Source organism: Oceanisphaera sp. IT1-181, assembly GCF_033807535.1.
GTDB lineage: Bacteria > Pseudomonadota > Gammaproteobacteria > Enterobacterales > Aeromonadaceae > Oceanimonas.
In genome coordinates this window covers 806,332-827,165 of record NZ_CP136856.1, presented here as the reverse complement: position 1 = coordinate 827,165, position 20,834 = coordinate 806,332, and the positions used below count along the sequence as shown (strand labels likewise).

15 protein-coding genes are annotated in these 20,834 nt (G+C 50.9%); 9 read left to right on the top strand and 6 right to left on the bottom strand.

Annotated elements, in window-relative coordinates; genetic code table 11:
* Window positions 1-178: 178 nt before the first annotated feature.
* The gene (gene gltX, locus R0134_RS03755) at window positions 179-1,591 is read right to left on the bottom strand and encodes a glutamate--tRNA ligase (protein WP_319783534.1); all 1,413 of its coding nucleotides are present in this window, start codon (window positions 1,589-1,591) and stop codon (window positions 179-181) included.
* Between the two features lie 343 nt (window positions 1,592-1,934).
* On the opposite strand from gltX, the gene R0134_RS03750 reads away from it, so the two are divergent.
* Entirely contained in the window at window positions 1,935-2,462 is a 528-nt protein-coding gene (locus R0134_RS03750; RefSeq protein ID WP_319783533.1) for a LysM-like peptidoglycan-binding domain-containing protein, read from the top strand.
* An 88-nt stretch (window positions 2,463-2,550) separates the two neighbouring features.
* On the opposite strand, the gene ligA is transcribed toward R0134_RS03750, so the two are convergent.
* Together ligA and zipA are read right to left on the bottom strand one after the other, a co-directional pair.
* Window positions 2,551-4,584: an NAD-dependent DNA ligase LigA gene (ligA, locus tag R0134_RS03745; protein WP_319783532.1), complete on the bottom strand. Its 2,034-nt coding sequence runs from the start codon at window positions 4,582-4,584 to the stop codon at window positions 2,551-2,553.
* Window positions 4,585-4,817: 233 nt separating this feature from the next.
* Window positions 4,818-5,978 carry a cell division protein ZipA gene (zipA, locus tag R0134_RS03740; protein ID WP_319783531.1) on the bottom strand — a complete coding sequence of 387 codons (1,161 nt, stop codon included), beginning with the start codon at window positions 5,976-5,978 and terminating at the stop codon, window positions 4,818-4,820.
* A 428-nt stretch (window positions 5,979-6,406) separates the two neighbouring features.
* On the opposite strand from zipA, the gene cysZ reads away from it, so the two are divergent.
* Window positions 6,407-7,180: a sulfate transporter CysZ gene (cysZ, locus tag R0134_RS03735; protein ID WP_319783530.1), complete on the top strand. Its 774-nt coding sequence runs from the start codon at window positions 6,407-6,409 to the stop codon at window positions 7,178-7,180.
* On the opposite strand, the gene R0134_RS03730 is transcribed toward cysZ, so the two are convergent.
* Together R0134_RS03730 and R0134_RS03725 are read right to left on the bottom strand one after the other, a co-directional pair.
* On the bottom strand, window positions 7,144-7,755 hold the full coding sequence (locus tag R0134_RS03730; protein WP_319783529.1) for a YcbK family protein: 612 nt from the start codon (window positions 7,753-7,755) through the stop codon (window positions 7,144-7,146). The two genes, cysZ and R0134_RS03730, sit on opposite strands and share 37 nt — an antisense overlap.
* A 373-nt stretch (window positions 7,756-8,128) precedes the next feature.
* Window positions 8,129-9,964: a L,D-transpeptidase family protein gene (locus R0134_RS03725; RefSeq protein WP_319783528.1), complete on the bottom strand. Its 1,836-nt coding sequence runs from the start codon at window positions 9,962-9,964 to the stop codon at window positions 8,129-8,131.
* A gap of 306 nt (window positions 9,965-10,270) precedes the next feature.
* Between R0134_RS03725 and cysK the strand changes: the two genes are divergently transcribed.
* The 6 genes from cysK to R0134_RS03695 all read left to right on the top strand — a co-directional run bounded on the left by cysK (window position 10,271) and on the right by R0134_RS03695 (window position 17,496).
* Window positions 10,271-11,239 (top strand): cysteine synthase A, encoded by a 969-nt coding sequence (cysK, locus tag R0134_RS03720; RefSeq protein WP_319783527.1) that lies wholly within the window; start codon window positions 10,271-10,273, stop codon window positions 11,237-11,239.
* A gap of 187 nt (window positions 11,240-11,426) precedes the next feature.
* Complete coding sequence (gene crr / locus R0134_RS03715; protein ID WP_319783526.1) at window positions 11,427-11,936, top strand: PTS glucose transporter subunit IIA; 510 nt, start codon at window positions 11,427-11,429, stop codon at window positions 11,934-11,936.
* A gap of 122 nt (window positions 11,937-12,058) precedes the next feature.
* A complete protein-coding gene (locus tag R0134_RS03710; protein ID WP_319783525.1) occupies window positions 12,059-12,343 on the top strand; it encodes an HlyU family transcriptional regulator in 285 nt (94 codons plus the stop codon).
* On the top strand, window positions 12,321-14,519 hold the full coding sequence (locus tag R0134_RS03705) for a tRNA(Met) cytidine acetyltransferase TmcA (protein ID WP_319783524.1): 2,199 nt from the start codon (window positions 12,321-12,323) through the stop codon (window positions 14,517-14,519). The genes R0134_RS03710 and R0134_RS03705 overlap by 23 nt, the downstream gene beginning before the upstream one ends.
* A gap of 106 nt (window positions 14,520-14,625) precedes the next feature.
* On the top strand, window positions 14,626-15,978 hold the full coding sequence (locus R0134_RS03700; RefSeq protein WP_319783523.1) for a sodium:alanine symporter family protein: 1,353 nt from the start codon (window positions 14,626-14,628) through the stop codon (window positions 15,976-15,978).
* Between the two features lie 153 nt (window positions 15,979-16,131).
* A complete protein-coding gene (locus R0134_RS03695; RefSeq protein ID WP_319783522.1) occupies window positions 16,132-17,496 on the top strand; it encodes a D-serine ammonia-lyase in 1,365 nt (454 codons plus the stop codon).
* A gap of 204 nt (window positions 17,497-17,700) precedes the next feature.
* On the opposite strand, the gene R0134_RS03690 is transcribed toward R0134_RS03695, so the two are convergent.
* Window positions 17,701-18,303 (bottom strand): transglycosylase SLT domain-containing protein, encoded by a 603-nt coding sequence (locus tag R0134_RS03690; RefSeq protein WP_319783521.1) that lies wholly within the window; start codon window positions 18,301-18,303, stop codon window positions 17,701-17,703.
* Between the two features lie 263 nt (window positions 18,304-18,566).
* Here R0134_RS03690 and R0134_RS03685 point away from each other — a divergent pair, with 263 nt between their 5' ends.
* Complete coding sequence (locus tag R0134_RS03685; protein ID WP_319783520.1) at window positions 18,567-20,825, top strand: arginine/lysine/ornithine decarboxylase; 2,259 nt, start codon at window positions 18,567-18,569, stop codon at window positions 20,823-20,825.
* Window positions 20,826-20,834 lie beyond the last annotated feature (9 nt).

Below are 20,834 nucleotides of genomic sequence, written 5' to 3'. Positions count from 1 at the left end.
TAGTCAGGCAGAATTTTTCTGTCAACCAAAAACTAGCCAAAGTCATGCAAGCAGTCATTTTTCAGTCGGATTGAACAATTTACCATCAACTATGACCTTCACGGGTCACATGCGGCCAAAAAATGGGGCTACTCAATAGCCCCGTTTATTATTTATCGCTTACGCCTTAAGCTTTCTTTTAACCGTTAGCGCGCTCGCTAATAAAGGCCAACGCCATGTCGATGCGGGCCAGTGTCTGCTCTTTGCTGAGCAAGGCAATCACGCCATCTATGCCTGGCGATTGACCGGTACCCGTAACGGCCACCCGCAGTGGCATGCCCACTTTGCCCATGCCTAGCTCTAGCTCGGCCGCGGCGGCGTTAATTTGCTCATGAATCGCCTCGGCTTGCCAAGTGTTGAGCTCAGCTAATTTACTACGCACCAAGGCCAGTGGCTCGGCAGCAACCGGGCGTAAGTGCTTCTTGGCCGCGTTCGCTTCAAACTCACTGAAGTCTTCAAACAAGTAACGGCTCTGCTCGGCCATCTCTTTAAGGGTGTGGCAACGCTCGGCATACAGGCTAACCACATCCGCCAATGCGGGGCCGTGGCTGGTATCAATGCCTTGATCCTGCATGTGCCAAACCAAGTACCCCGCGACTTCGGTAGCGGGTGAGGTTTTCATATAGTGCTGGTTCAGCCAGAGCAACTTGTCGGTGTTAAAAGCCGACGCCGACTTACCGATGGCATCTAAGGAAAACAGCTCAATCATTTGCTCACGGGAGAAAATTTCTTGATCCCCATGAGACCAACCCAAGCGCACCAGGTAATTCAATAAAGCTTGTGGCAAATAACCGTCGTCACGATATTGCATCACGCTCACGGCACCGTGGCGCTTAGATAACTTGGCACCATCATCACCCAAAATCATCGACACATGGGCAAACTCTGGCACGGGCGCGCCTAATGCCTGATAAATATTAATTTGGCGTGGCGTGTTGTTGATATGGTCTTCACCGCGTACCACATGGGTAATTTCCATGTCCCAGTCATCAACCACGACGCAGAAATTATAAGTAGGCGCGCCATCGGTACGGCGAATAATCAAGTCATCGAGCTGATCGTTGCCGGTTTCAATACGACCGCGCACGTGATCCACAAACACCACTGAACCTTCAGTAGGATTTTTAAAACGGATCACGCAAGGCGCATCCGCCGCCTGTTGCTCGCGACTGTGGCGGCAATGGCCGTCATAGCGCGGCTTTTCACCGGCCGTCATCTGCTGTTCGCGCAGGGCATCTAAGCGCTCACGAGAGCAGTAACACTTATAGGCTTTATCTTCGCTCAGTAACTGGTCGATAAGCACGTTGTAACGATCAAAACGCTGGGTTTGATAATACGGACCCTCTTCCCAGTTCAGTCCCAACCAATTCATGCCTTCTATGATGGCATCAATGGCTTCTTGGGTAGAACGTTCCAGATCCGTATCTTCAATACGCAATACAAATTCACCCTGTAGGTGACGGGCATAAAGCCAGGAATACAGGGCAGTACGGGCACCACCAACATGAAGAAAGCCGGTAGGGCTAGGAGCAAACCGCGTTTTAACTGTCATTCTTTCTGCCTTAGCTGATAAATAAAGCCCAACTGACTTGGACTGAAGGCCAAGTGTGTTTGGGTCAAGGTCCAAAACGTTTAGGGCACTTTACCACAGGGGGTCAAGGGCCATCCGTATTTGGATCAAACTGTGCTCACAAACACAGCTTTTATAAAAAAGTGCCGCCATTTTACCACCCGTAGCCAACAGGTTAAACGCTTTGTCGGTGAATGATCTTGGCATAAGAGCAGACAAAAGTGGTCATCAACTCCCAGAGCCGTCATCACATACCTTGTCGAGTCTGTTGGCCGCAGATACACTGAGAGCCACGAGGTGGTTATTTATGTCCAGAAGAAAACAAATGAAGCGAAATCAACCAGAATCTTTTGCCGGCAAGATGAATAATGTCACCTTGCCGGTGCGCCAAGGCATAGGCCGCAGCCTGCAAAGCTGGCGACAGGTGCCGAACAAACATAAGCTGGGCTTGGCTATTTTAACGCCGCTGTGGTTATTGTTATTAATGTGGCAGCCGGCGCCTCAGCAAGCGGCAGCGCCCGTCACCGGGAGCTTGAGCTTATCATTGGCGCCCACCGTCAGCCGAGAGATAGACATACCTGTGGGTGGCAAAAAGCTCGATCACACCATGGCCCAAGGTGAAACCCTAGCCGCCTTGTTTCGCCAATGGAAACTACCAGGCAGTGATCTCATTGCCTTAGTGCGTGCTGAGCCCTCTTACAAACCGCTCAGCAACTTGCGCGCCGGCCACGACTTGACTCTAGTCGTCAATAAAGAGGGCCAATTGCATTATCTGGAAGTGAACGATAAAGGCCTGCTGTTGAACGCCTTTCGGCGCATGGGCCAAGAGTTCGCCGTGGTGACGACGCCTTAGAGAGTGAGGCGTAAAGGGTGAGGCGTGAGGTGTTTACAGCTTACGCCCCTCTCCCCTTACCATTTCTCATTGTTTCAGGCTTCGCGCTTTACTGGTGCTCTGCTAATAATGTGATCAAGCCGTCTTCGTCCAAGATGGTTAGCCCTAACTCTTGGGCTTTGACTAACTTAGAGCCGGCAGCCTCGCCGGCCACTACGCAGCTGGTTTTTGCCGATACTGATCCCGCCACCTTAGCGCCCAGCGCTTGTAAGGCCGCTTTGGCGTCACTGCGTGATAATTGGCTTAAGGTACCTGTCAGCACGAAGGTTTGGCCTGCCAACGGTTGCTCTTCAACAGCCAGCGCTATAATTTCTGGCCAATGCAGACCACAACCGCCCTCCTCGGCTGGAGTAACCAAAGAGTGCACCACTGCTTGGTTATCCGCTTGGCGAAAGAAGTAATAAACGTGCTTGGCTACTATGTCGCCCACATCGGCCACCTTAAGCAGTGATTCCACCTCGGCGCTCATTACCGCATCCAGCGTTAAAAAATGCTGTGCCAAGTTATTGGCCGTGGCTTCACCCACTTCACGTATGCCTAACGCATATAAAAAACGCGCCAAGCTGGTAGCTCGCGCCACATCCAGCGCAGCTAACAGCTTGCTGGCCGACTTCTCACCCATGCGCTCTAAACCCAATAATTGCCCTTGGGTGAGCGTAAACAAATCCGCTGGGGTTTTCACTAATTCAGCATCCACCAATTGATCGATGATCTTGGTGCCGAGTCCGTCAATATCCAGCGCCTTGCGCGATGAGAAATGCTTGATGGCTTCTTTACGCTGAGCGGCACAAAATAAACCGCCACTGCAGCGCGCTACCACTTCACCTTCGATGCGCTCAACCTCGGCGCCACACACAGGGCATTCGCTGGGGAACACTATGTGCTGGGCATCACTGGGGCGTTTTTCTAACACCACAGCCGCTACTTGCGGAATCACATCACCGGCGCGGCGAATAATCACCGTATCGCCAATCATCACGCCCAAGCGAGCTATCTCATCCGCATTGTGCAAAGTGGCGTTGGAGACGATAACCCCAGCCACTTGCACTGGCGACAATTTGGCTACCGGCGTAATGGCACCGGTGCGCCCCACTTGAAACTCGACATTCAGGAGCTGCGTGAGCTCTTCTTGGGCCGGAAACTTATGAGCAGTGGCCCAACGTGGTGCGCGCGCCACAAAACCAAGCTGAGCTTGCAAGCCTAAGTCATCGACTTTATAGACGACGCCGTCAATCTCATAGGGCAACTGTTCACGGCGGCTCAAGATATCGTCATGATATTGCTCACAGCCCGCCTGCCCCGTCATGAGTTTCACCTCAGGACTAACCGGTAAGCCCCAGCTTTTTAGCCGTTGTAAGGTGTCATAGTGGCTCGCTGCCAGCGGTTCGCCCTCCACTAGCCCTACGCCATAGCAGTAAAACGCCAGTGGACGTTTAGCGGTAATGCGCGAGTCCAGCTGGCGTAAGCTGCCGGCGGCGGCATTGCGTGGGTTGGCAAATATTTTCTCGCCACGTTCGCGGGCAGCGTCGTTCATGGCCGCAAAGCCCGCACTTGGCATAAAGACTTCGCCACGCACTTCAAACCGTGCCGGCCAGCCGCTGCCGCTTAAGGTGAGCGGAATGCTTTTAATGGTGCGCACGTTCTCGGTAATGCCCTCACCAGTGCGACCATCGCCACGGGTGGCCGCCTGCACTAAGCGCCCCTGCTCATACATAAGGCTGACCGCTAAGCCATCCAGCTTAGGCTCACAGCAATACTCTACCGCTTGGTTGCGATTTAAACGCGTCAGCACGCGCTTTTCAAAGGCGGCCAGCTCATCAAGGCTAAACACATTATCTAACGACAACATGGGCTGCGCATGCTCAACCGGTGTAAAGGCCGAGATCGGCGCACCGCCCACTTTTTGACTGGGTGAGTCTGCATCTAACAGCTCAGGGTGCGCTTGCTCTAGGGCTATCAGCTCGCGCATCACGCGGTCATATTCCGCATCCGGCACCGTGGGCGCATCAATCACATAGTATTGCTGGTTATAACGTTCGAGTTGCTCACGCAGAGCGTGAATCTGAGCTTTGGCATCATTCATCGAGCAGTGTCCACTTAAGTAATTCGGTGTAAATATAGCGGTAAGCTTTACGCAAGGATGAAGCTTAATGTTCCGAGGGCTTAGTGACAAAGGAGGGATGCTCGACTCTAGCAGGGCGCTAGGTTTTAACCCTTCACTCTTTACGCCTCACCCTTCACGGTATTTTAAGCTATCTCTTAAATAAAAAATGCGGCCAGCGGCCGCACGTTAGTTTCACATAATAAGAGACGAAATTACTGAACTTGGCTGTCGAAGTCACTGAGCTGGGCCCGACAACGCACTAGGTAATCAAGCGCCAAGGGGTGGCGCTGGCCATCTAGCAGTATCGCATCTAAGTCTTCGGCCATGTTGTCTGCCGCTTGGATCATCATATTAAAGTGATTTTTCGCCATACCAGGCTTAGGCAGCTGCATAAAGATAGATACTCCCGGCGTGGTAAAGTCTCTCATGGCTTCAGGGGTAAAGGTGCCCGGTTTAACCATATTCGCTAAGCTAAACAAGGCTTCGCCTTGAGTGCTGCTGCCTTGATAACGGTGGAAAATATCCATGTCACCAAAAACAAAGCCCACTTGCGTCACGGCACGTATTAAATCTATGCCCGCTATGGTTTGATTGGGCTTGGCCATCAGATTGACCACATATACGTCTTGCCAGGTTTTGGTGATGGGCGCGGCAACCACCGGCTCAACGACGGTTTCTACTGCAGGAGCAGGCTCCGCCACTTCTTCTGAGTAAACGGGATCCCGCGTCACTTTAGGTGCTGGTGCGCTAGGCGTCGGCGCTACTGCAGGCTCCGGATTAACGATTGGCGCTGCGGGGTGACGCAATGCTGCAGCTGGGGGTTCCGTTGCTTGGGATTCCGTTGCTTTATTAGCACGCGCACGGCTATCAGGCTCATGATTATCAAAAAGAGGGTCTATCTCACCTTGGCGGTATTGACGGGCGCGCAACTCGGCAGCGGTCTCTCTGGGCGAGGCACTGCGACTAGCAGGCTGAGACACAAAATCAGGAGCCTCGTTATGCTCGTCATTGGGATCTTCTGCAAACACGCTGGTCGACAAAGTGGGGGGCATGCCTAAGCTCGGCTCATCGGAGTCATCATCGCTCATGGCCGAAAAATGCGGACTAATTTGCCAATCATCGTCTATCTCGTGATCCCGAGACAAAGACGCAGCTTGGTGGTGGCCCGCCACTCTGACCCTGCCAATACCGTCGCTATCAAACTCATCGAGTTGGTCGTCAGTATTTTCCGGTGCCTGATTCGCCACTTTACTAAGGGGCTTATCGCGCATGGGTTTTTGTCGTCCTTTCTGGCTGGTCCACAAACCGTGGATCAGTAAGGCAGCTATTGCTACCGCGCCTAGAATGATCAAGATAATTCGCAAATCCTGCATTATCGTTTCTCTAAATATTTTTGCTTACGTTAAACCATGTCGCTGTGGCAAGGAAAAATAGACCGCCTTGCGCCGCAATGTTATTGAAGACAAGGACAAGGGTATGTTTACCATCAAGGTTTGACAAGTGTCATCTGGGTGAGGAATAGAGAAAAGCCTACATTTTGACGGTTTTTAGATGTGCTAGCGGCCTTTATTGTCGTCAACGGGTTAAAGTCGCAATAAAACTGTACAAAATTACGGCGCTAAAGTGCGCTAGTTACCCATCACCAGACTCAATAATGTCTAATGATGCCCCTCAAAGGCGAATCCGACACCCTACTGCTCGCCACTCGAGCATCTAAGCATAGGACTCAGCTTAGCAATAAGCACTTGGCAGCGGATCGATTGCTCTCTAACATGCCGTTTTATTTGTAAGGAAGCCTAATATGCCCGCCCCCTCGTCTGCACCGGCTCATTTGGCCAGTGGTCCGCATTATATACTCAGAGGCCTGTCGCTGATTGTGGAGCCAGACTTACGCCTGTTTGTGTTGATCCCATTAGCGGTCAATCTGCTGTTATTTGGTGGAGCCTTTTACTTTTTGTTTTTGCAACTGGATACCCTGTTTGCTTGGTTTAACGAGAGCATTCCCAGTTACTTACAGTGGCTTAGGTTTGTACTGTGGCCATTGGCCATTATTGTGATGCTGGTGGTATTTTCGCTGCTGTTTACCAGTGTGGCGAACCTAATAGCTGCGCCTTTTAATGGCTTGCTGGCCGAGCGAGTAGAGCTAAAGCTCACGGGACAACCGCTACCGGATGATGGCTGGAAAGGATTAGTAAAAGACACGCCGCGCATGCTGGCCAGAGAAATACATAAAATAATGTATTATCTGCCGCGCGCTTTGGGCTGCTTGCTGTTATTTCTGATACCGCTGGTAGGACAAACCTTAGCACCTGTGCTGTGGTTCGTTTTTAGTGCCTGGATGATGGCCATCCAATATTGTGATTATCCGTTTGATAACCACAAAATTGATTTTGCTGTGATGCGTCGTGCCCTTGCTCAAAAGCGCCAACTCAACTTAAGTTTTGGCGCCAGCGTGGCCGTATGCTCCAGCATACCGCTGATCAATCTATTGATCATACCGGTGGCTATTTGTGGTGCTACGGCGCTGTGGGTGGATCATTACACCCAGCTGCGTACCGGACCCGTATCTAGGTGAACGAAGTTGGAGCTTGGATAATAACCCACGCCGCCCACTTTTAGATTTAAGGCGGCTTGGCGCAGCTGAGCAAGCGGAACACCCGGTAGGCGCAAGTCAATGGCTTGGCCTTTCATGTGATAGCTCTTTTTCGCCACGCCGCTGCTAGTGCGGCGCAACATGGCATTGGTGCTGGGCGAGCGGTAGCCAGAAATAATTTGAATTTCACCGACTTTGCCCAAACGATGTTGCAGTAAATACAACTGATCATACAACTTAGGGTCTATCTCAGACTGCTCCTCTGCTCGGTAATCGCGCATGATGCGATTCAAGGTATTTAAACCTTCCTTGAGGTAGCGCCCCTCTTCCCAAAAACTGGCCGTCACTTGCTCGCCGGTATTAATGCTGTGCAGGCTGAGCTTGCGCACCGGTGCCGACCGACTGGCTAAGGCAGGCATGGGTAACATGGCCACTGCGCCGAGTCCTCCTAACCCTTGCAAAAAACGACGGCGATTTACGCCCAAGGTGGACGCACCCTGTGTCAATGCGGCGTGTTGCTGATCGATGGCCTGTTTTTCTCTTTTGAAGTCAAACATAGTTCTAAACTCATTTTTTAAACAATAAACATGCAGCAGCCGATAGATCGGCGCTTGTTATCCACTCCAGAAACCATAAATCACAAAACAAAAGTCGAACCCACCGGTAAAGGTGGTGTTCGACTGGCTGGTAGTTAACAACAAGCGGCGCAGCTAAGGGCTGTGCTACTGGGGGCTTTACATTTTACGGTCACTACTTTTCATTACTGCTGGTTTTCATCTGATTAGGGTTAAAATATGGGTTTTAACCCTAAAATGTGTATATAAAATACGCCACAAACGTCTAAATAACCAACACAAACTACCTGAAATATTTCTATTCGATGCTCAGCCCACAGGCTTAAATAGCGCTGAGCATCAGTCTGTAAGCGGGTTAGCCGGCGCTAAAAGGGCTGGTTAGGCTGGTATCAAAACCGTAAATATCATTACGAAAATGCGGTTTGCCATCGGCACCCAGCCAGCTGGGCCAATACACCATAAATAAGGGTAGCGGCTCGTTGACTTTGATCCAGCGAGTCTCTGGTTTGGCCTTTAGCGCGGCTAAGCGACTTCCGTTCATCTGGCTTGCCACTAACCAGTCGGCCAGTTGCTCCGCACCTTCAACGCGCACACAACCCGAGCTCAGCGCGCGGCTGTCACGGGCAAATAAGCCGCGACCTGGGGTGTCGTGCAAATAAATAGCATCACTATTGGGCAGATGAAATTTAAAGGCTCCTAGCGCATTACCGCGACCTGGGCGCTGGCGTAACCGATAAGGAAAGCCACCCCCCTCTTCCAGCCGAGTTTGCCATTCATGCCGAGAAATCACTTGGGTGCCAGAGCTGTCCAGCACTTCAAATCCTTGGCGATCCAGATAGTCCGGATCTCGATGCAGCTTAGGCAAGATATCTTTCGTCAGAATGGAGCGCGGCACATTCCAAGGTGGATTAAACACCACACTGGTGATTTTGCTGGCCATGATTGGCGTTTTACGCTGATTTTGTCCTACTATCACATTGCTCTCTAATACCAAGACTTGATTCTTGTAGAGGCGTAAATGATATTCGGGGATATTGACCAACAGATAAGAAGGCGGTAATTCATCGCTGATCAAGGTGCGCATCATGCTACGCATCAACAATTGGGCGCGCTTTAACGGTGAGGTATCTAGCCAAGCATAGGTTTGCGGGCCAATCACGCCATCAACGGTTAAGCCATGACGCGCTTGAAAACGTTTTACGCCAGCAACCAAGTCTGCATCGTAGTGCTCCATATCGAGAAACACAGACGCGGCCACAGGGCTATTGTTTAAGCCCGATAACACATCCATCTCAGGGCGAGCACTCGCAAGGCTCGGCAGTTCGATATCCTGTTCAGTGACCCCTAAGTCGCCTTCAACCACGCCGGCCGCAATTAAATCAGCTTCAGTGAGGTCAAGCTCGCTTAATTCAGGAGTGAGGAGTCCGGGATGGGTTAACTCTGGGTCGGCGACCTCGGTTGCCGCTAAGCTCACTCCCTCGGGCACACCGTTATTGTCCAGCACATTACTATCATCCAGCACTCCGCTATTATCCAGCACCTTGTCTAACTCATTCTTTGAGACAAGATTGAGACTCGGCACCGCTGGCAAATCTATAAGCGTCGATTCAGGCATATCACCCAACAATTGCAGCCGTTGGCGAATGCCGATCACCTGTGCATTATACTCGTTAGGCTTTAGGGTGGCACCGCGCAAAGTCGGCCAAGGCTGATCGTTCAGCGCAAGCAGGCGAGTCAGCTGTAGTGCTAACTGCTTATGATCCCCATAACCCGGCGTGAGTCGTGCAACTAATTGTTCACGGCTGCCTAACTCATTGGCCAAACGTAAATTGGTTTTATCGACGTCAGAGAATGATAAGTTGACTTTGTGAGTACGCAAATACTGGCGATCATAAAAAGATAAGCCCGACCAATGGCGCCAAAAGCTCTGTAATCCCAGTAGCAAGCGGTCATCGGCTTGATCTGACGCCGTGTCGGTTGACACCGCCTGTTGCCACCACAGTGTAATATTGGGGTGCACATCCGCCAAGGCCAGCTCTAAGCCCAGTTGATGCAATTGCTCGCGAGCCTTGGGCTCGTCTTGCCAACCTGCGGCATTGGCACTGCCCATGGTTAGCGACACTAATAGCCAAAGTCCGCCTGCGGCACGACATTTTGTTACCCATTTACTGCCTATCATATAAATGTCCACCCATTCCTTGAATCACACTGCTGACTGGCTTTAATAAAAAAACGACTCTTCACTGGTTGCACGACAAAACCTTGCACACTGGCACCTTGATAACAAATTTACGGTGAAAGCTCCATTTATTCTGCTGTTTATCTTGCTGCCATAAATGCATATGATTCGAGCATGTAATAACCTATGGTTATAACAATTTGTCACTTCTCATTCTAATTTGTCATTTCTCATTCTAAATAGAATGGTTAAGCTGGCTGCATATCAATAATCATGATGTTAGCGAACTGGATGCTAGCGAACTACGGGAATAGTCACATGAGCAAAATTTTTGAAGATAACTCGCTGACCATTGGAAACACTCCTTTGGTAAGATTGAACCGCGTTAGTAAAGGTCGCGTACTGGCTAAAATAGAAAGCCGCAACCCCAGCTTCAGTGTGAAGTGCCGCATCGGTGCCAACATGATTTGGGATGCAGAAAAGCGCGGTGAATTGGTCGCCGGTAAAGAGTTGATTGAGCCCACTAGTGGCAACACCGGTATCGCTTTGGCCTTTGTGGCGGCTTCTCGTGGCTACCCTATTACCCTGACCATGCCAAACACTATGAGCATGGAGCGTCGCCAACTGCTCAAAGCACTGGGCGCGAATATCGTGCTCACCGAAGGCGCCCAAGGCATGAAGGGGGCTATCGAAAAGGCCATGGAGCTGAGAGACAGCGCCCCAGAAAAATTTGTATTGCTGCAGCAATTTAATAACCCTGCCAACCCAGAAATTCATGAAAAAACCACTGGCCCTGAGCTGTGGGATGAAACTGACGGTGAAATTGACGTGTTTGTGTCAGGCGTGGGTACCGGTGGTACGCTAACGGGTGTATCTCGCTACATTAAAAACACCAAAGGCAAAGCCATTATCACGGTCGCGGTTGAGCCTGCTGAATCGCCAGTCATTACCCAAGCTTTGGCCGGTGAGCCGCTCAAACCTGGTCCTCATAAAATTCAAGGTATCGGTGCTGGCTTTATTCCTGGCAACTTAGACTTGTCTTTGGTGGATCGCGTGGAGCAAGTCACCAGTGATGAAGCCATAGACATGGCGCGTCGCTTGATGAAAGACGAAGGTATTTTAGCCGGCTTTAGTTCAGGTGCCGCCGTGGTTGCCGCCAACCGCTTGGCAGAGCTGCCTGAGTTTGCCAACAAGACTATCGTGGTTATCTTGCCAAGCTCCGGTGAGCGCTACTTAAGCACGGCCTTGTTTCAGGGTATTTTTACTGAGCAAGAGTTACCGGCTTAAATAACACTGCCCAGCATCCATGGTGGGCTTAGTGAACGAAGCGCAGGCTGTTTATTAAACAGCCTGCGCTTTTTTATTCGCGATTATGCATGCCATATTCTACCCTCCGGCATTCTAGGTAAGCTTGGTGCTTAGTTCTGGCCACTGTTATCATCGTGATTCTTCATTACTGATGGGAGCTAAGATTATGGGTCTGTTCAATAAACTAAAAAAAATGGTGTCTGACGAGCCCGTTCGTAAGCAGAACATTCGGCTACTGGCCCCCCTCTCCGGTGAGATAGTGGCGTTAGAAAATGTGCCAGATGTGGTATTTGCTGAGAAAATTATCGGTGATGGTATCGCCATTAAGCCCAGCGGCAATAAAGTTGTTGCCCCTTGTGATGGGGTGATCAGTAAGATTTTTGAGACCAATCATGCCTTTGCCATGAACAGTGACTCAGGTTTAGAGCTGTTTATCCATGTAGGTATCGATACCGTGGAGCTCAAGGGCGAAGGTTTTACACGCATCGCCCACGAGGGCCAAGCCGTGAAAGCCGGTGATGTGATTCTCGAATTCGACTTAAATTTATTAGAAGCCAAAGCCACGTCCACCTTAACGCCGGTGATCATTTCCAATATGGACGAGATCAAAGAACTGACTAAATACAACGGCGCCGTCACTTTAATTACAGACGCCATATTAAGCGTGAGAAAGTAGCGCTTTCGGCAGCGATCGGCTTTAAACGATCAGCCAAAAAACACCAAAAACTAGCAGGATAATGATGCGTTACTCATCACATCTGCACCTTACGCTTAAGCCTTTAATGTAGAGTTGCACGCATGCTTAACTGGTTAAAAAAATGGGCCTTTAGCTCACCATCTGCCCCCGTCGGTTCTGACTTTGCACCCATTAATTATCAGGGCTACGACATTCATCCGGGCCCGATTGCGGAAGGCGGCCAATATCGAATCAATGGCCACATTACTCAAGTCATAGACGGCACCGAGCACAGTTATGACTTGGTGCGCGCCGATTTATTACCCTCGGCCGAGCAAGCCGCCGAGCTTATGATAGCCAAAGCCAAGCGAGTGATAGACGAACATGGCAACCGGCTCTTTCATTGATAATCCGTTAGTGCACCACTCGTTAACAGCTGGCGATTTATTGGCGTGGCAAACGTGGCGCCAGCAGTTACGTCAAACTGGGGAGCGGCGGCTATTAGTTATGGCCGGAGAGCAAGACTGGGCCATGGCACAAGCCCAGCAGCTCACTTGCGCTGAGCCTCATACTCTCTGGCTAGGCCAAGCTCTTAGCAGCCAGACTGGCACTCCCACCAATAAGTTTAAAACCGTGTTAGGCCAAGCATACGGTGCCCTAGTAGTGAACGCTTTTAGCGGTTTGCATCCTGATGCCTTGGCCGCCGTCGCCGGCACCTTGATGGCCGGTGGTGTACTGATATTGCTGTGCCCACCGCTTGCGGACTGGCCTCAGTATGCGGATCCCGATCTTGTACGTTATGTGGCCGAGCCGGAGCATGCAGGGGATCTACAGAGCCGTTTCTTAAGGCGTTTTATTCAAGTATTACAACAAGACACACAAGTATTGCATTGGCCACAAGGTGCGGCTTTTCCCGCTTTGCCATTGATAGACGAAACACCGCCATGGCAACCGGACTCAGACCGACAAGGCTGCCTAAATGCCCAGCAACGCCACGCCTTAGCGGTATTGTTGCACAGCGCTCGCCGCCGAATTCCGGTGATCCTAACCGCCGATCGGGGCCGTGGTAAATCCAGCTTATTGGGCTTGGCCGCAGGTCGTTTACTCAAAGCCGGTTTACGGGTTTTACTCACAGCACCCAGCCCCCATGCCGTTAGCCAAGTGCTGGCCCATTGTGCACAACCCTTAGTCTTTATGGCGCCCGATGCGCTGCTCGCTGAGCGGCCCACTGCGGATATTTTATTGATTGATGAAGCCGCCGCCATTCCGGTAACGCTACTGCTGCGTTTGGCGCGTCAGTATTGCTGTGTGTTTGCCAGCACCGAGCACGGCTACGAGGGCACCGGCCTTGGCTTTCAATTAAAATTTCAGCCACAACTGTTGCGCGTGCAACCGCGCACCCAAAAAGTTCAGCTGCGCACGCCGGCGCGTTGGAGCAGTACAGATCCATTGGAGCCGTTATTGTTTCGCTTATTAGCACTCAATGCGGTTGCAGTCACGCCTGATCGTCACGGCCAGCTGACAATACGCGGGGTAACCCAAGATCAATTGCTCGACGATGATATGTTATTAAGCCAGCTGTTTGGCCTGCTGACCTTGGCCCATTATCAAACCAGTCCCAGTGATTTACGCCAGTTATTGGATGCGCCCGGGCTACATTTAGCCGTGATGTTTCGCCAATCCACCCCCGTGGCCGTGGCCTTATTGGTCACCGAAGGGCAAACCCACACTCATCCTTTAACCTCTGCTCTTAGTCTGGCTATTTGGCGCGGCCAACGCCGACCGCGGGGTCACTTGTTGCCACAATCTTTGGCCTTTCACGGCGGCTTAAGTGAGGCTTGCCAGTTTCGTTATCACAGAGTGATGCGCATAGTCGTGCATCCCGATTGCCAGCACGCCGGATTAGGCAGCCAATTACTCTCTTGGCTGCAACAACAAACGCAGCCCACAGCCCTCTCCCCCTCCGCAAAGCCAGCACTAACAGGTGATTTTATCGGTACCAGTTTTGGCGCCAGCCCTGAGCTGATTAACTTTTGGCAAGCCAATGGTTTTAGTGCGGTGCGTCTGGGCCAAAGCCGAGATGCGGTCAGTGGTTTACAGGCGGTGATGATGTTATGGCCAAGCTCAGCCGCCGCCAAGCTGCAGCTGCCGCTCTGGCAGGGCCAATTTAGTGCCAATGTGCACAGCCATCCATGCGCCACATCGCCCTTTAGCTCGGGTTCATCCTTAACTGACGATGACACATGCTTAATTGAGGATGGCAAATACTTAATTAAAAAAGATAGGGCCGCCATTTATCAGGTGTTAACGCTGCTGCCGCCCAGCGATACCCGAGCGCAAGACCGACAGATAGCTTATGACTTTGCTTTTTATCATCGAGATTTAAGCGCCGATCAAGCGGCCTTGGCGCGCTTTGTGGCAAGTCATACTCCATTGAAACCACTTTCAAACTCAGAACAACGACTGTTGTCCGCCCTGCTCGATCCAAGCGCACAACCGACTTTAGTTGCGAAAAAGTGGCAACTCAGCGGATATAAAACTGCCATATCTCAGTGCCGCCAGTTAATGCAAGCCTTTTTTTAAGTTCCATCCGAAACATGAATCTATAGCGCAATTTTTAATATCCCAGCTAGGCTTTTACAGGAAAACAGTGTTAACTCACTGTTAAATATATTGTAGGAGTCTAGCTATGGAATGGTTGACCAATCTATTAACGGCAGTAAATGGCGTGGTATGGGGCGTACCCATGCTCGTGGGTATCTTAGGCATAGGGCTCTATCTGCAATTGCGAATGGGATTTATGCCCATTCGGAAATTAGGCACCGGCTTCAAATTATTATTCACTAAAACAGAAACCGGTAGTGGTGAAATTTCCCCCTTTAATGCCTTGATGACGTCACTGGCGGCCACCATAGGCACGGGTAATATTGCCGGCGTGGCTACCGCTATTTTCTTAGGCGGCCCAGGTGCGTTGTTTTGGATGTGGATGACTGCCTTAGTGGGCATGGCCACCAAGTATGCAGAAGCCGTGTGCGCGGTTAACTTTCGCGAAACCGACGCAAAGGGTAACCACGTCGGCGGCCCTATGTACTACATCAAAAATGGCTTAGGTCCGAAATGGGCGTGGCTAGGTGTAACATTCGCCTTATTTGGTGCCTTAGCCGGCTTTGGTATCGGTAATACGGTACAGGCCAACTCGGTGGCAGATGCATTAAGTAGCTCTTTTGGCATCTCACACTCGGGCACCGGCATAGTGTTAATGGTGCTGGTGGGCTTGGTATTAATCGGCGGCATTCGCTGGATCTCAGAAGTGGCAGGTAAGTTAGTGCCTTTAATGACGGTATCCTACTTCGTGGCGGGTATTGTCGTCTTGGGAATGAACGCACCTGCGTTACCGGCCGCTTTTGGCACCATATTCGAACACGCCTTTACCCCTGTTGCCGCTCAAGGTGGTTTTGCCGGTGCTGCAGTATGGATGGCCATTCGCTTTGGTGTGGCTCGTGGGATTTTCTCGAACGAAGCCGGTCTGGGTAGTGCGCCTATCGCACACGCCGCCGCAAAAACCGACAGCCCAGTGCGCCAAGGCTTAATTGCCATGCTGGGTACCTTTATCGACACCATTATCGTCTGTTCTATTACCGGTTTAGCCATAGTGGTCACCGGCAGCTGGACCAGTGGTGAAACCGGTGCCTCGCTCACCGCGCTCGCATTTTCCATGTCCATACCGGGCGGGGAATATATCGTCTCGCTGGCCTTGGCTATCTTTGCCTTCACTACTATTTTAGGCTGGAGTTTTTACGGTGAAAAATGTGTGCAGTTCCTGTTTGGCGTAAAAGCTATCTTGCCGTTTCGCATACTCTGGGTATTAGCCTTACCAATAGGCGCGACTCAATCGCTGGAATTTATTTGGCTGTTGGCCGATACCTTAAACGCCATGATGGCCATTCCTAACCTGATTGCCTTGGCGCTGCTAAGCCCAGTGGTATTTAGGTTAACCAAAGCCTACTTCGCCGATCAAAAGGCGCTCAATAAAAAGCGCTAACATAACATCGACTCACACCACAATATCGCAGGTGTAGTCGGTCAGTAACCCCAACAAGCAGGCAGTTAGGCCTGCTTGTTGCTTGATAGCCGCACTTTCTACCAAGGACTGATATACTGTAATGTGTTCAGCTCACCTTCAGGACTCTACGATATGTATACTCATCCCCGTTATTCTGCAGAAGCCATTAGCGAGCTCTGCCAAGCCCATCCGTTATTGAATCAGCTGATAGCCCTTAACCCCGTCACTTGGTTTAATCCAGAACGCCTACCCGTCGAGCAAGCGCTCGCAGCCGTAGGACTTACCGCTGAGGATGTGCAAGATGCCAGCCAGCGTTTAGACCGTTTTGCTGCCTACTTTAGCGTGGCCTTTCCAGAAACTGCCATTAGCCAAGGGCGTTTAGAGTCGCCCATTCAACCGATTGCGCGCATGCAGCAAGCGCTAGAGGCGAAATTTCAACAATCGTTGCCCGGTGAGTTATGGCTAAAAATGGACAATCAACTGCCCATTTCTGGCTCCATTAAAGCGAGGGGAGGCATTTATGAAGTGTTACAGCACGCCGAAAAGCTAGCCCTTAAAGCCGGTTTATTACAACGTACTGATGATTATGCCAAATTGCACAGCGAGCCATTTCGTGAGTTTTTCGGTCAATATCGACTGGCTGTAGGCTCAACCGGTAACCTAGGCTTATCGATCGGCATGATAGGTGCCAAGCTTGGGTTTCAAACCAGCGTGCACATGTCGGCAGAAGCCAGAACCTGGAAAAAACAGTTACTGCGCGCTCAAGGCGTAACAGTAGTGGAATACGACAGCGACTATTCAGTGGCCGTTGCCGAGGGCCGCGCGCAGGCTGAAGGCGATGCGTATTGCCATTTTGTGGATGATGAGAATTCATTGCAGTTGTTTTTGGGCTATGCGGTGGCCGGTGAACGGTTGAAAGCGCAGTTTGAGCAAGCCGACATTAAAGTCGACCGCGCCAATCCTTTGTTTGTCTACTTACCTTGCGGCGTGGGCGGTGGCCCAGGTGGCGTGGCTTTTGGCTTAAAACTGGCCTTTGGCGATGCGGTGCACTGCATCTTTGCCGAGCCCACCCATTCGCCGTGCATGCTACTCGGCGTCTACAGTGGCTTGCACGACCAAATTTCGGTACAAGACTTGCATATAGATAATATCACCGCCGCCGATGGCTTAGCGGTGGGACGCCCTTCTGGCTTCGTCGGTCGCTTAATGTCGCCCATGCTCGACGGCTTTTATACCTTGAGTGATGAGGATATGTTGTCCTTGCTAGGGCTATTAAACGAGCAAGAGAGTATTAAACTCGAGCCCTCGGCCTTGGCCGGCATGCCAGGGCCGTGGCGGGTGTTACAGGATGAAGGCTATTTGCAGCGTCTAGGATTAACGCCTGAGCGCTTAGCGAACGCCCATCACTTGGTATGGGCCACCGGCGGCGGCATGGTACCCCAAGCTGAAATGGCACAATACTTGGCACAAGCTGCCGCTCTCGCTTGTGAAGAGTAAAGGGTGAATAGGACGACACAAACCTAAAAGCACTTTCTGCCACGGAATACACGGAAGATCACGGAAAAAAGTGATTAAGAAAAATAAGTTTATTGGTAAAGATCCCATCTCTTTTATCTTGTCGCTCTTATTCAGTGTATTCCGTGGCAAATAAATTTCTCGTATTGGATCTTTCAATCCCTATGTTTAGCTTGGTGCTGCTCGCTATCCAAACCAGCCACGGTTTAAACTGTCTTTACACTGCCAGTATTGGTCTGCGTAACGTTTGGCGCGGCCCTCTACTTTGCGGGATACCTTCAACAACCAACCTTTTTTGTTATGGGTACCGCGGCGATAACCACCCCAGCCGTCGTGATAATTTAAATACTGGTTATAGGCATCCCACTTAGACACGCCATTAATCTTACTGGTTTTACTCATATACCAGCCCATAAAGTCCACCGCATCATCAAAGTTACTGCGACTGGCCCAGCCATTACCCGTTTCTCGCTGATAGTCTGCCCAAGTGGCTTTTTTAGCCTGCGCATAGCCATAGGCATCAGAGGCGCGACCTCTGGGAATAAATAAAAAGTAACGCATCGGTGGCTGGGCATCATGTTTGAAGCTGCTTTCTTGATACATCATCGCCATTGTCACGTGCGCCGGCACCCCCCATTTTTTACGGGATTTCTCGACCGACTTATGCCAGCTTTTGTGCTCTTTAAAAATCGCACAGATATTTTCTGGATTACGCGGTGGTGCAGTGGCACAACTGGTGAGCAAAAGCGTGCCCAAGAACCAAGCGGTGGCTTTGATAATTTTATTCATGAATATAGGGCGCCAAGAGAGTGACAGAGTTAGCCATAGTGCCAACTGTGTACCTATATTTCCAGTTTAGCGCTCTGCTATAGGCTCATAATGGGCCATGGCTCAGCGAGTCTGTGTAAGCATTTTTGTCAGCTCGCATACTAAACAGTAGAATAGACTCAGTACCCGCTCGGCTAGCGAGCTTCTTTACCAGACTGTCCTACACTGCACGTCCAAAAAACGGCATGTCCGAACCGGCACGTCTGGCAACCCTAGGAAACCCGATGCAATTTTATTTTCCCATCATCATTATTGATGAAGATTTTCGCACCGAGAACACCAGCGGCTCAGGCATTCGAGAGCTGGCTGCCGCCATCGAAAAGTCCGGCATGGATGTAGTGGGATACACCAGTTACGGTGATTTAACCTCGTTTGCCCAGCAGCAAAGTCGCGCTGCCGGCTTCGTGCTATCAATTGATGATGAAGAATTAGCAGGTAGCCCTGAAGAAGCCCAATCGGTGCTCGATCAGTTACATCGCTTCGTAGAACAAATTCGTCATCGCAACCCAGATATTCCTATTTACCTGTACGGTGAAACCCGCACCGCACGCCATATTCCTAATGCGATTTTGCGCGAGTTGCACGGCTTTATTCATATGCACGAAGACACGCCTGACTTTGTGGCGCGCCATATTATTCGTGAAGCGAAAAGCTATCTCGACAGCCTAGCGCCGCCCTTCTTTCGTGCTCTCACCCATTATGCGCAAGATGGCTCTTATTCTTGGCATTGCCCCGGTCACTCCGGCGGCGTGGCGTTTTTAAAATCCCCCGTTGGTCAGATGTTTCACCAGTTTTTTGGTGAAAACATGCTGCGCGCCGATGTCTGTAACTCAGTCGACGAGCTGGGCCAGTTACTGGATCACACGGGCCCGGTGGCCGCCAGTGAGCGCAATGCGGCGCGCATCTTTAACGCCGATCATTTGTACTTTGTGACCAACGGCACCTCTACCTCTAACAAAATCGTCTGGCACTCCACAGTCGCACCCGGCGATATCGTGGTCGTGGACCGCAACTGCCATAAGTCGATTTTGCACGCCATTATGATGACGGGCGCGGTACCGGTATTCTTAATGCCCACCCGTAACCACTACGGCATTATTGGTCCCATTCCACGCAGTGAATTTGAGCCTGCACGCATTCGTGAAAAAATGCTGGCTAACCCTTTCTGTCGTGAACTGTTAGCCAAAAACCCCGATCTCAAACCTCGGGTATTAACCATTACCCAGTCCACTTACGATGGCATCTTGTATAACGTCGAAGAGATAAAAACCCTGCTCGACGGCGAAATCGAAACCCTGCACTTCGATGAAGCTTGGATCCCCCACGCCGCCTTCCACGATTTTTACGGGGATTACCACGCCATTGGCGAAAACCGTCCACGCTGTGAAAAGTCGATGATTTTTTCTACCCAGTCGACCCACAAAATGCTGGCCGGATTATCGCAAGCATCACAAATACTGGTGCAAAATGGCACCAACAACCACCTAGACCGAGATGTGTTTAACGAAGCGTATTTGATGCACACCTCAACTAGCCCCCAGTACGCCATTATTGCCTCTTGCGATGTGGCCGCCGCCATGATGGAAGCGCCAGGTGGCACCGCCTTAGTGGAAGAGTCCTTATCTGAGGCGCTGGAATTTAGACGTGCCATGCGCAAGGTGGGAGATGAATACGGCAGCGACTGGTGGTTTAAAGTGTGGGGCCCCGATGATTTAACCGACGATGGCTTAGATGACCGCGATGCCTGGATGCTGCACGCCGGTGAAAGTTGGCATGGTTTTGGTGATGTGGAGCCAGGCTTTAACTTGCTCGACCCTATCAAGGCCACCATATTAACCCCCGGCCTTAATATGGAAGGCAATTTTTCCGACACCGGTATGCCTGCAGTGGTGGTCACTAAGTACTTGGCTGAACACGGTATTGTTATCGAAAAAACCGGCCTATATTCGTTCTTTATTATGTTTACCATCGGTATTACCAAAGGCCGTTGGAACAGCATGGTTACCGAGCTGCAGCAGTTTAAAGACGATTACGACCACAACGTGCCCTTGTGGAAAGTGCTGCCTAAGTTTATTCAAGGCAATCCTAGCTATGAGCGCGTGGGTTTACGTGATCTGTGTGACCAAATTCACCAGATCTACAAAGAAAACGACGTGGCTAAGCTGACCACTGAAATGTATTTGTCAGACTTAATTCCCTCGATGAAACCTGCCGATGCCTTCGCCAAAATGGCCCATAAGGAAATGGACAGGGTACCGATCGACGAATTATCCGGTCGCACTACGGCTGTAATGGTGGCTCCTTATCCACCAGGGATCCCACTGTTGATCCCAGGTGAGGTGTTTAACGACACTATTATTAGCTACCTGAAATTTGCTCGGGAATTCAACCTGCGCTTTCCGGGCTTTGAAACCTATATTCACGGCTTAGTGACCGAAGAGCATGAAGGGCAAACTCAGTATTTTATCGACTGTATTCGCTAAGCTTAGCCA

What these genes read in the sequence shown, in the direction of transcription:
- R0134_RS03730 (WP_319783529.1), bottom strand. Translation starts at nt 7,755, where the DNA reads ATGTTTGACTTCAAAAGAGAAAAACAGGCCATCGATCAGCAACACGCC.
- crr (WP_319783526.1), top strand. Translation starts at nt 11,427, where the DNA reads ATGGGTCTGTTCAATAAACTAAAAAAAATGGTGTCTGACGAGCCCGTT.
- R0134_RS03710 (WP_319783525.1), top strand. Translation starts at nt 12,059, where the DNA reads ATGCTTAACTGGTTAAAAAAATGGGCCTTTAGCTCACCATCTGCCCCC.
- gltX (WP_319783534.1), bottom strand. Translation starts at nt 1,591, where the DNA reads ATGACAGTTAAAACGCGGTTTGCTCCTAGCCCTACCGGCTTTCTTCAT.
- R0134_RS03685 (WP_319783520.1), top strand. Translation starts at nt 18,567, where the DNA reads ATGCAATTTTATTTTCCCATCATCATTATTGATGAAGATTTTCGCACC.
- R0134_RS03705 (WP_319783524.1), top strand. Translation starts at nt 12,321, where the DNA reads ATGGCAACCGGCTCTTTCATTGATAATCCGTTAGTGCACCACTCGTTA.
- R0134_RS03700 (WP_319783523.1), top strand. Translation starts at nt 14,626, where the DNA reads ATGGAATGGTTGACCAATCTATTAACGGCAGTAAATGGCGTGGTATGG.
- R0134_RS03690 (WP_319783521.1), bottom strand. Translation starts at nt 18,303, where the DNA reads ATGAATAAAATTATCAAAGCCACCGCTTGGTTCTTGGGCACGCTTTTG.
- ligA (WP_319783532.1), bottom strand. Translation starts at nt 4,584, where the DNA reads ATGAATGATGCCAAAGCTCAGATTCACGCTCTGCGTGAGCAACTCGAA.
- R0134_RS03695 (WP_319783522.1), top strand. Translation starts at nt 16,132, where the DNA reads ATGTATACTCATCCCCGTTATTCTGCAGAAGCCATTAGCGAGCTCTGC.
- R0134_RS03750 (WP_319783533.1), top strand. Translation starts at nt 1,935, where the DNA reads ATGAAGCGAAATCAACCAGAATCTTTTGCCGGCAAGATGAATAATGTC.
- cysZ (WP_319783530.1), top strand. Translation starts at nt 6,407, where the DNA reads ATGCCCGCCCCCTCGTCTGCACCGGCTCATTTGGCCAGTGGTCCGCAT.
- cysK (WP_319783527.1), top strand. Translation starts at nt 10,271, where the DNA reads ATGAGCAAAATTTTTGAAGATAACTCGCTGACCATTGGAAACACTCCT.
- zipA (WP_319783531.1), bottom strand. Translation starts at nt 5,978, where the DNA reads ATGCAGGATTTGCGAATTATCTTGATCATTCTAGGCGCGGTAGCAATA.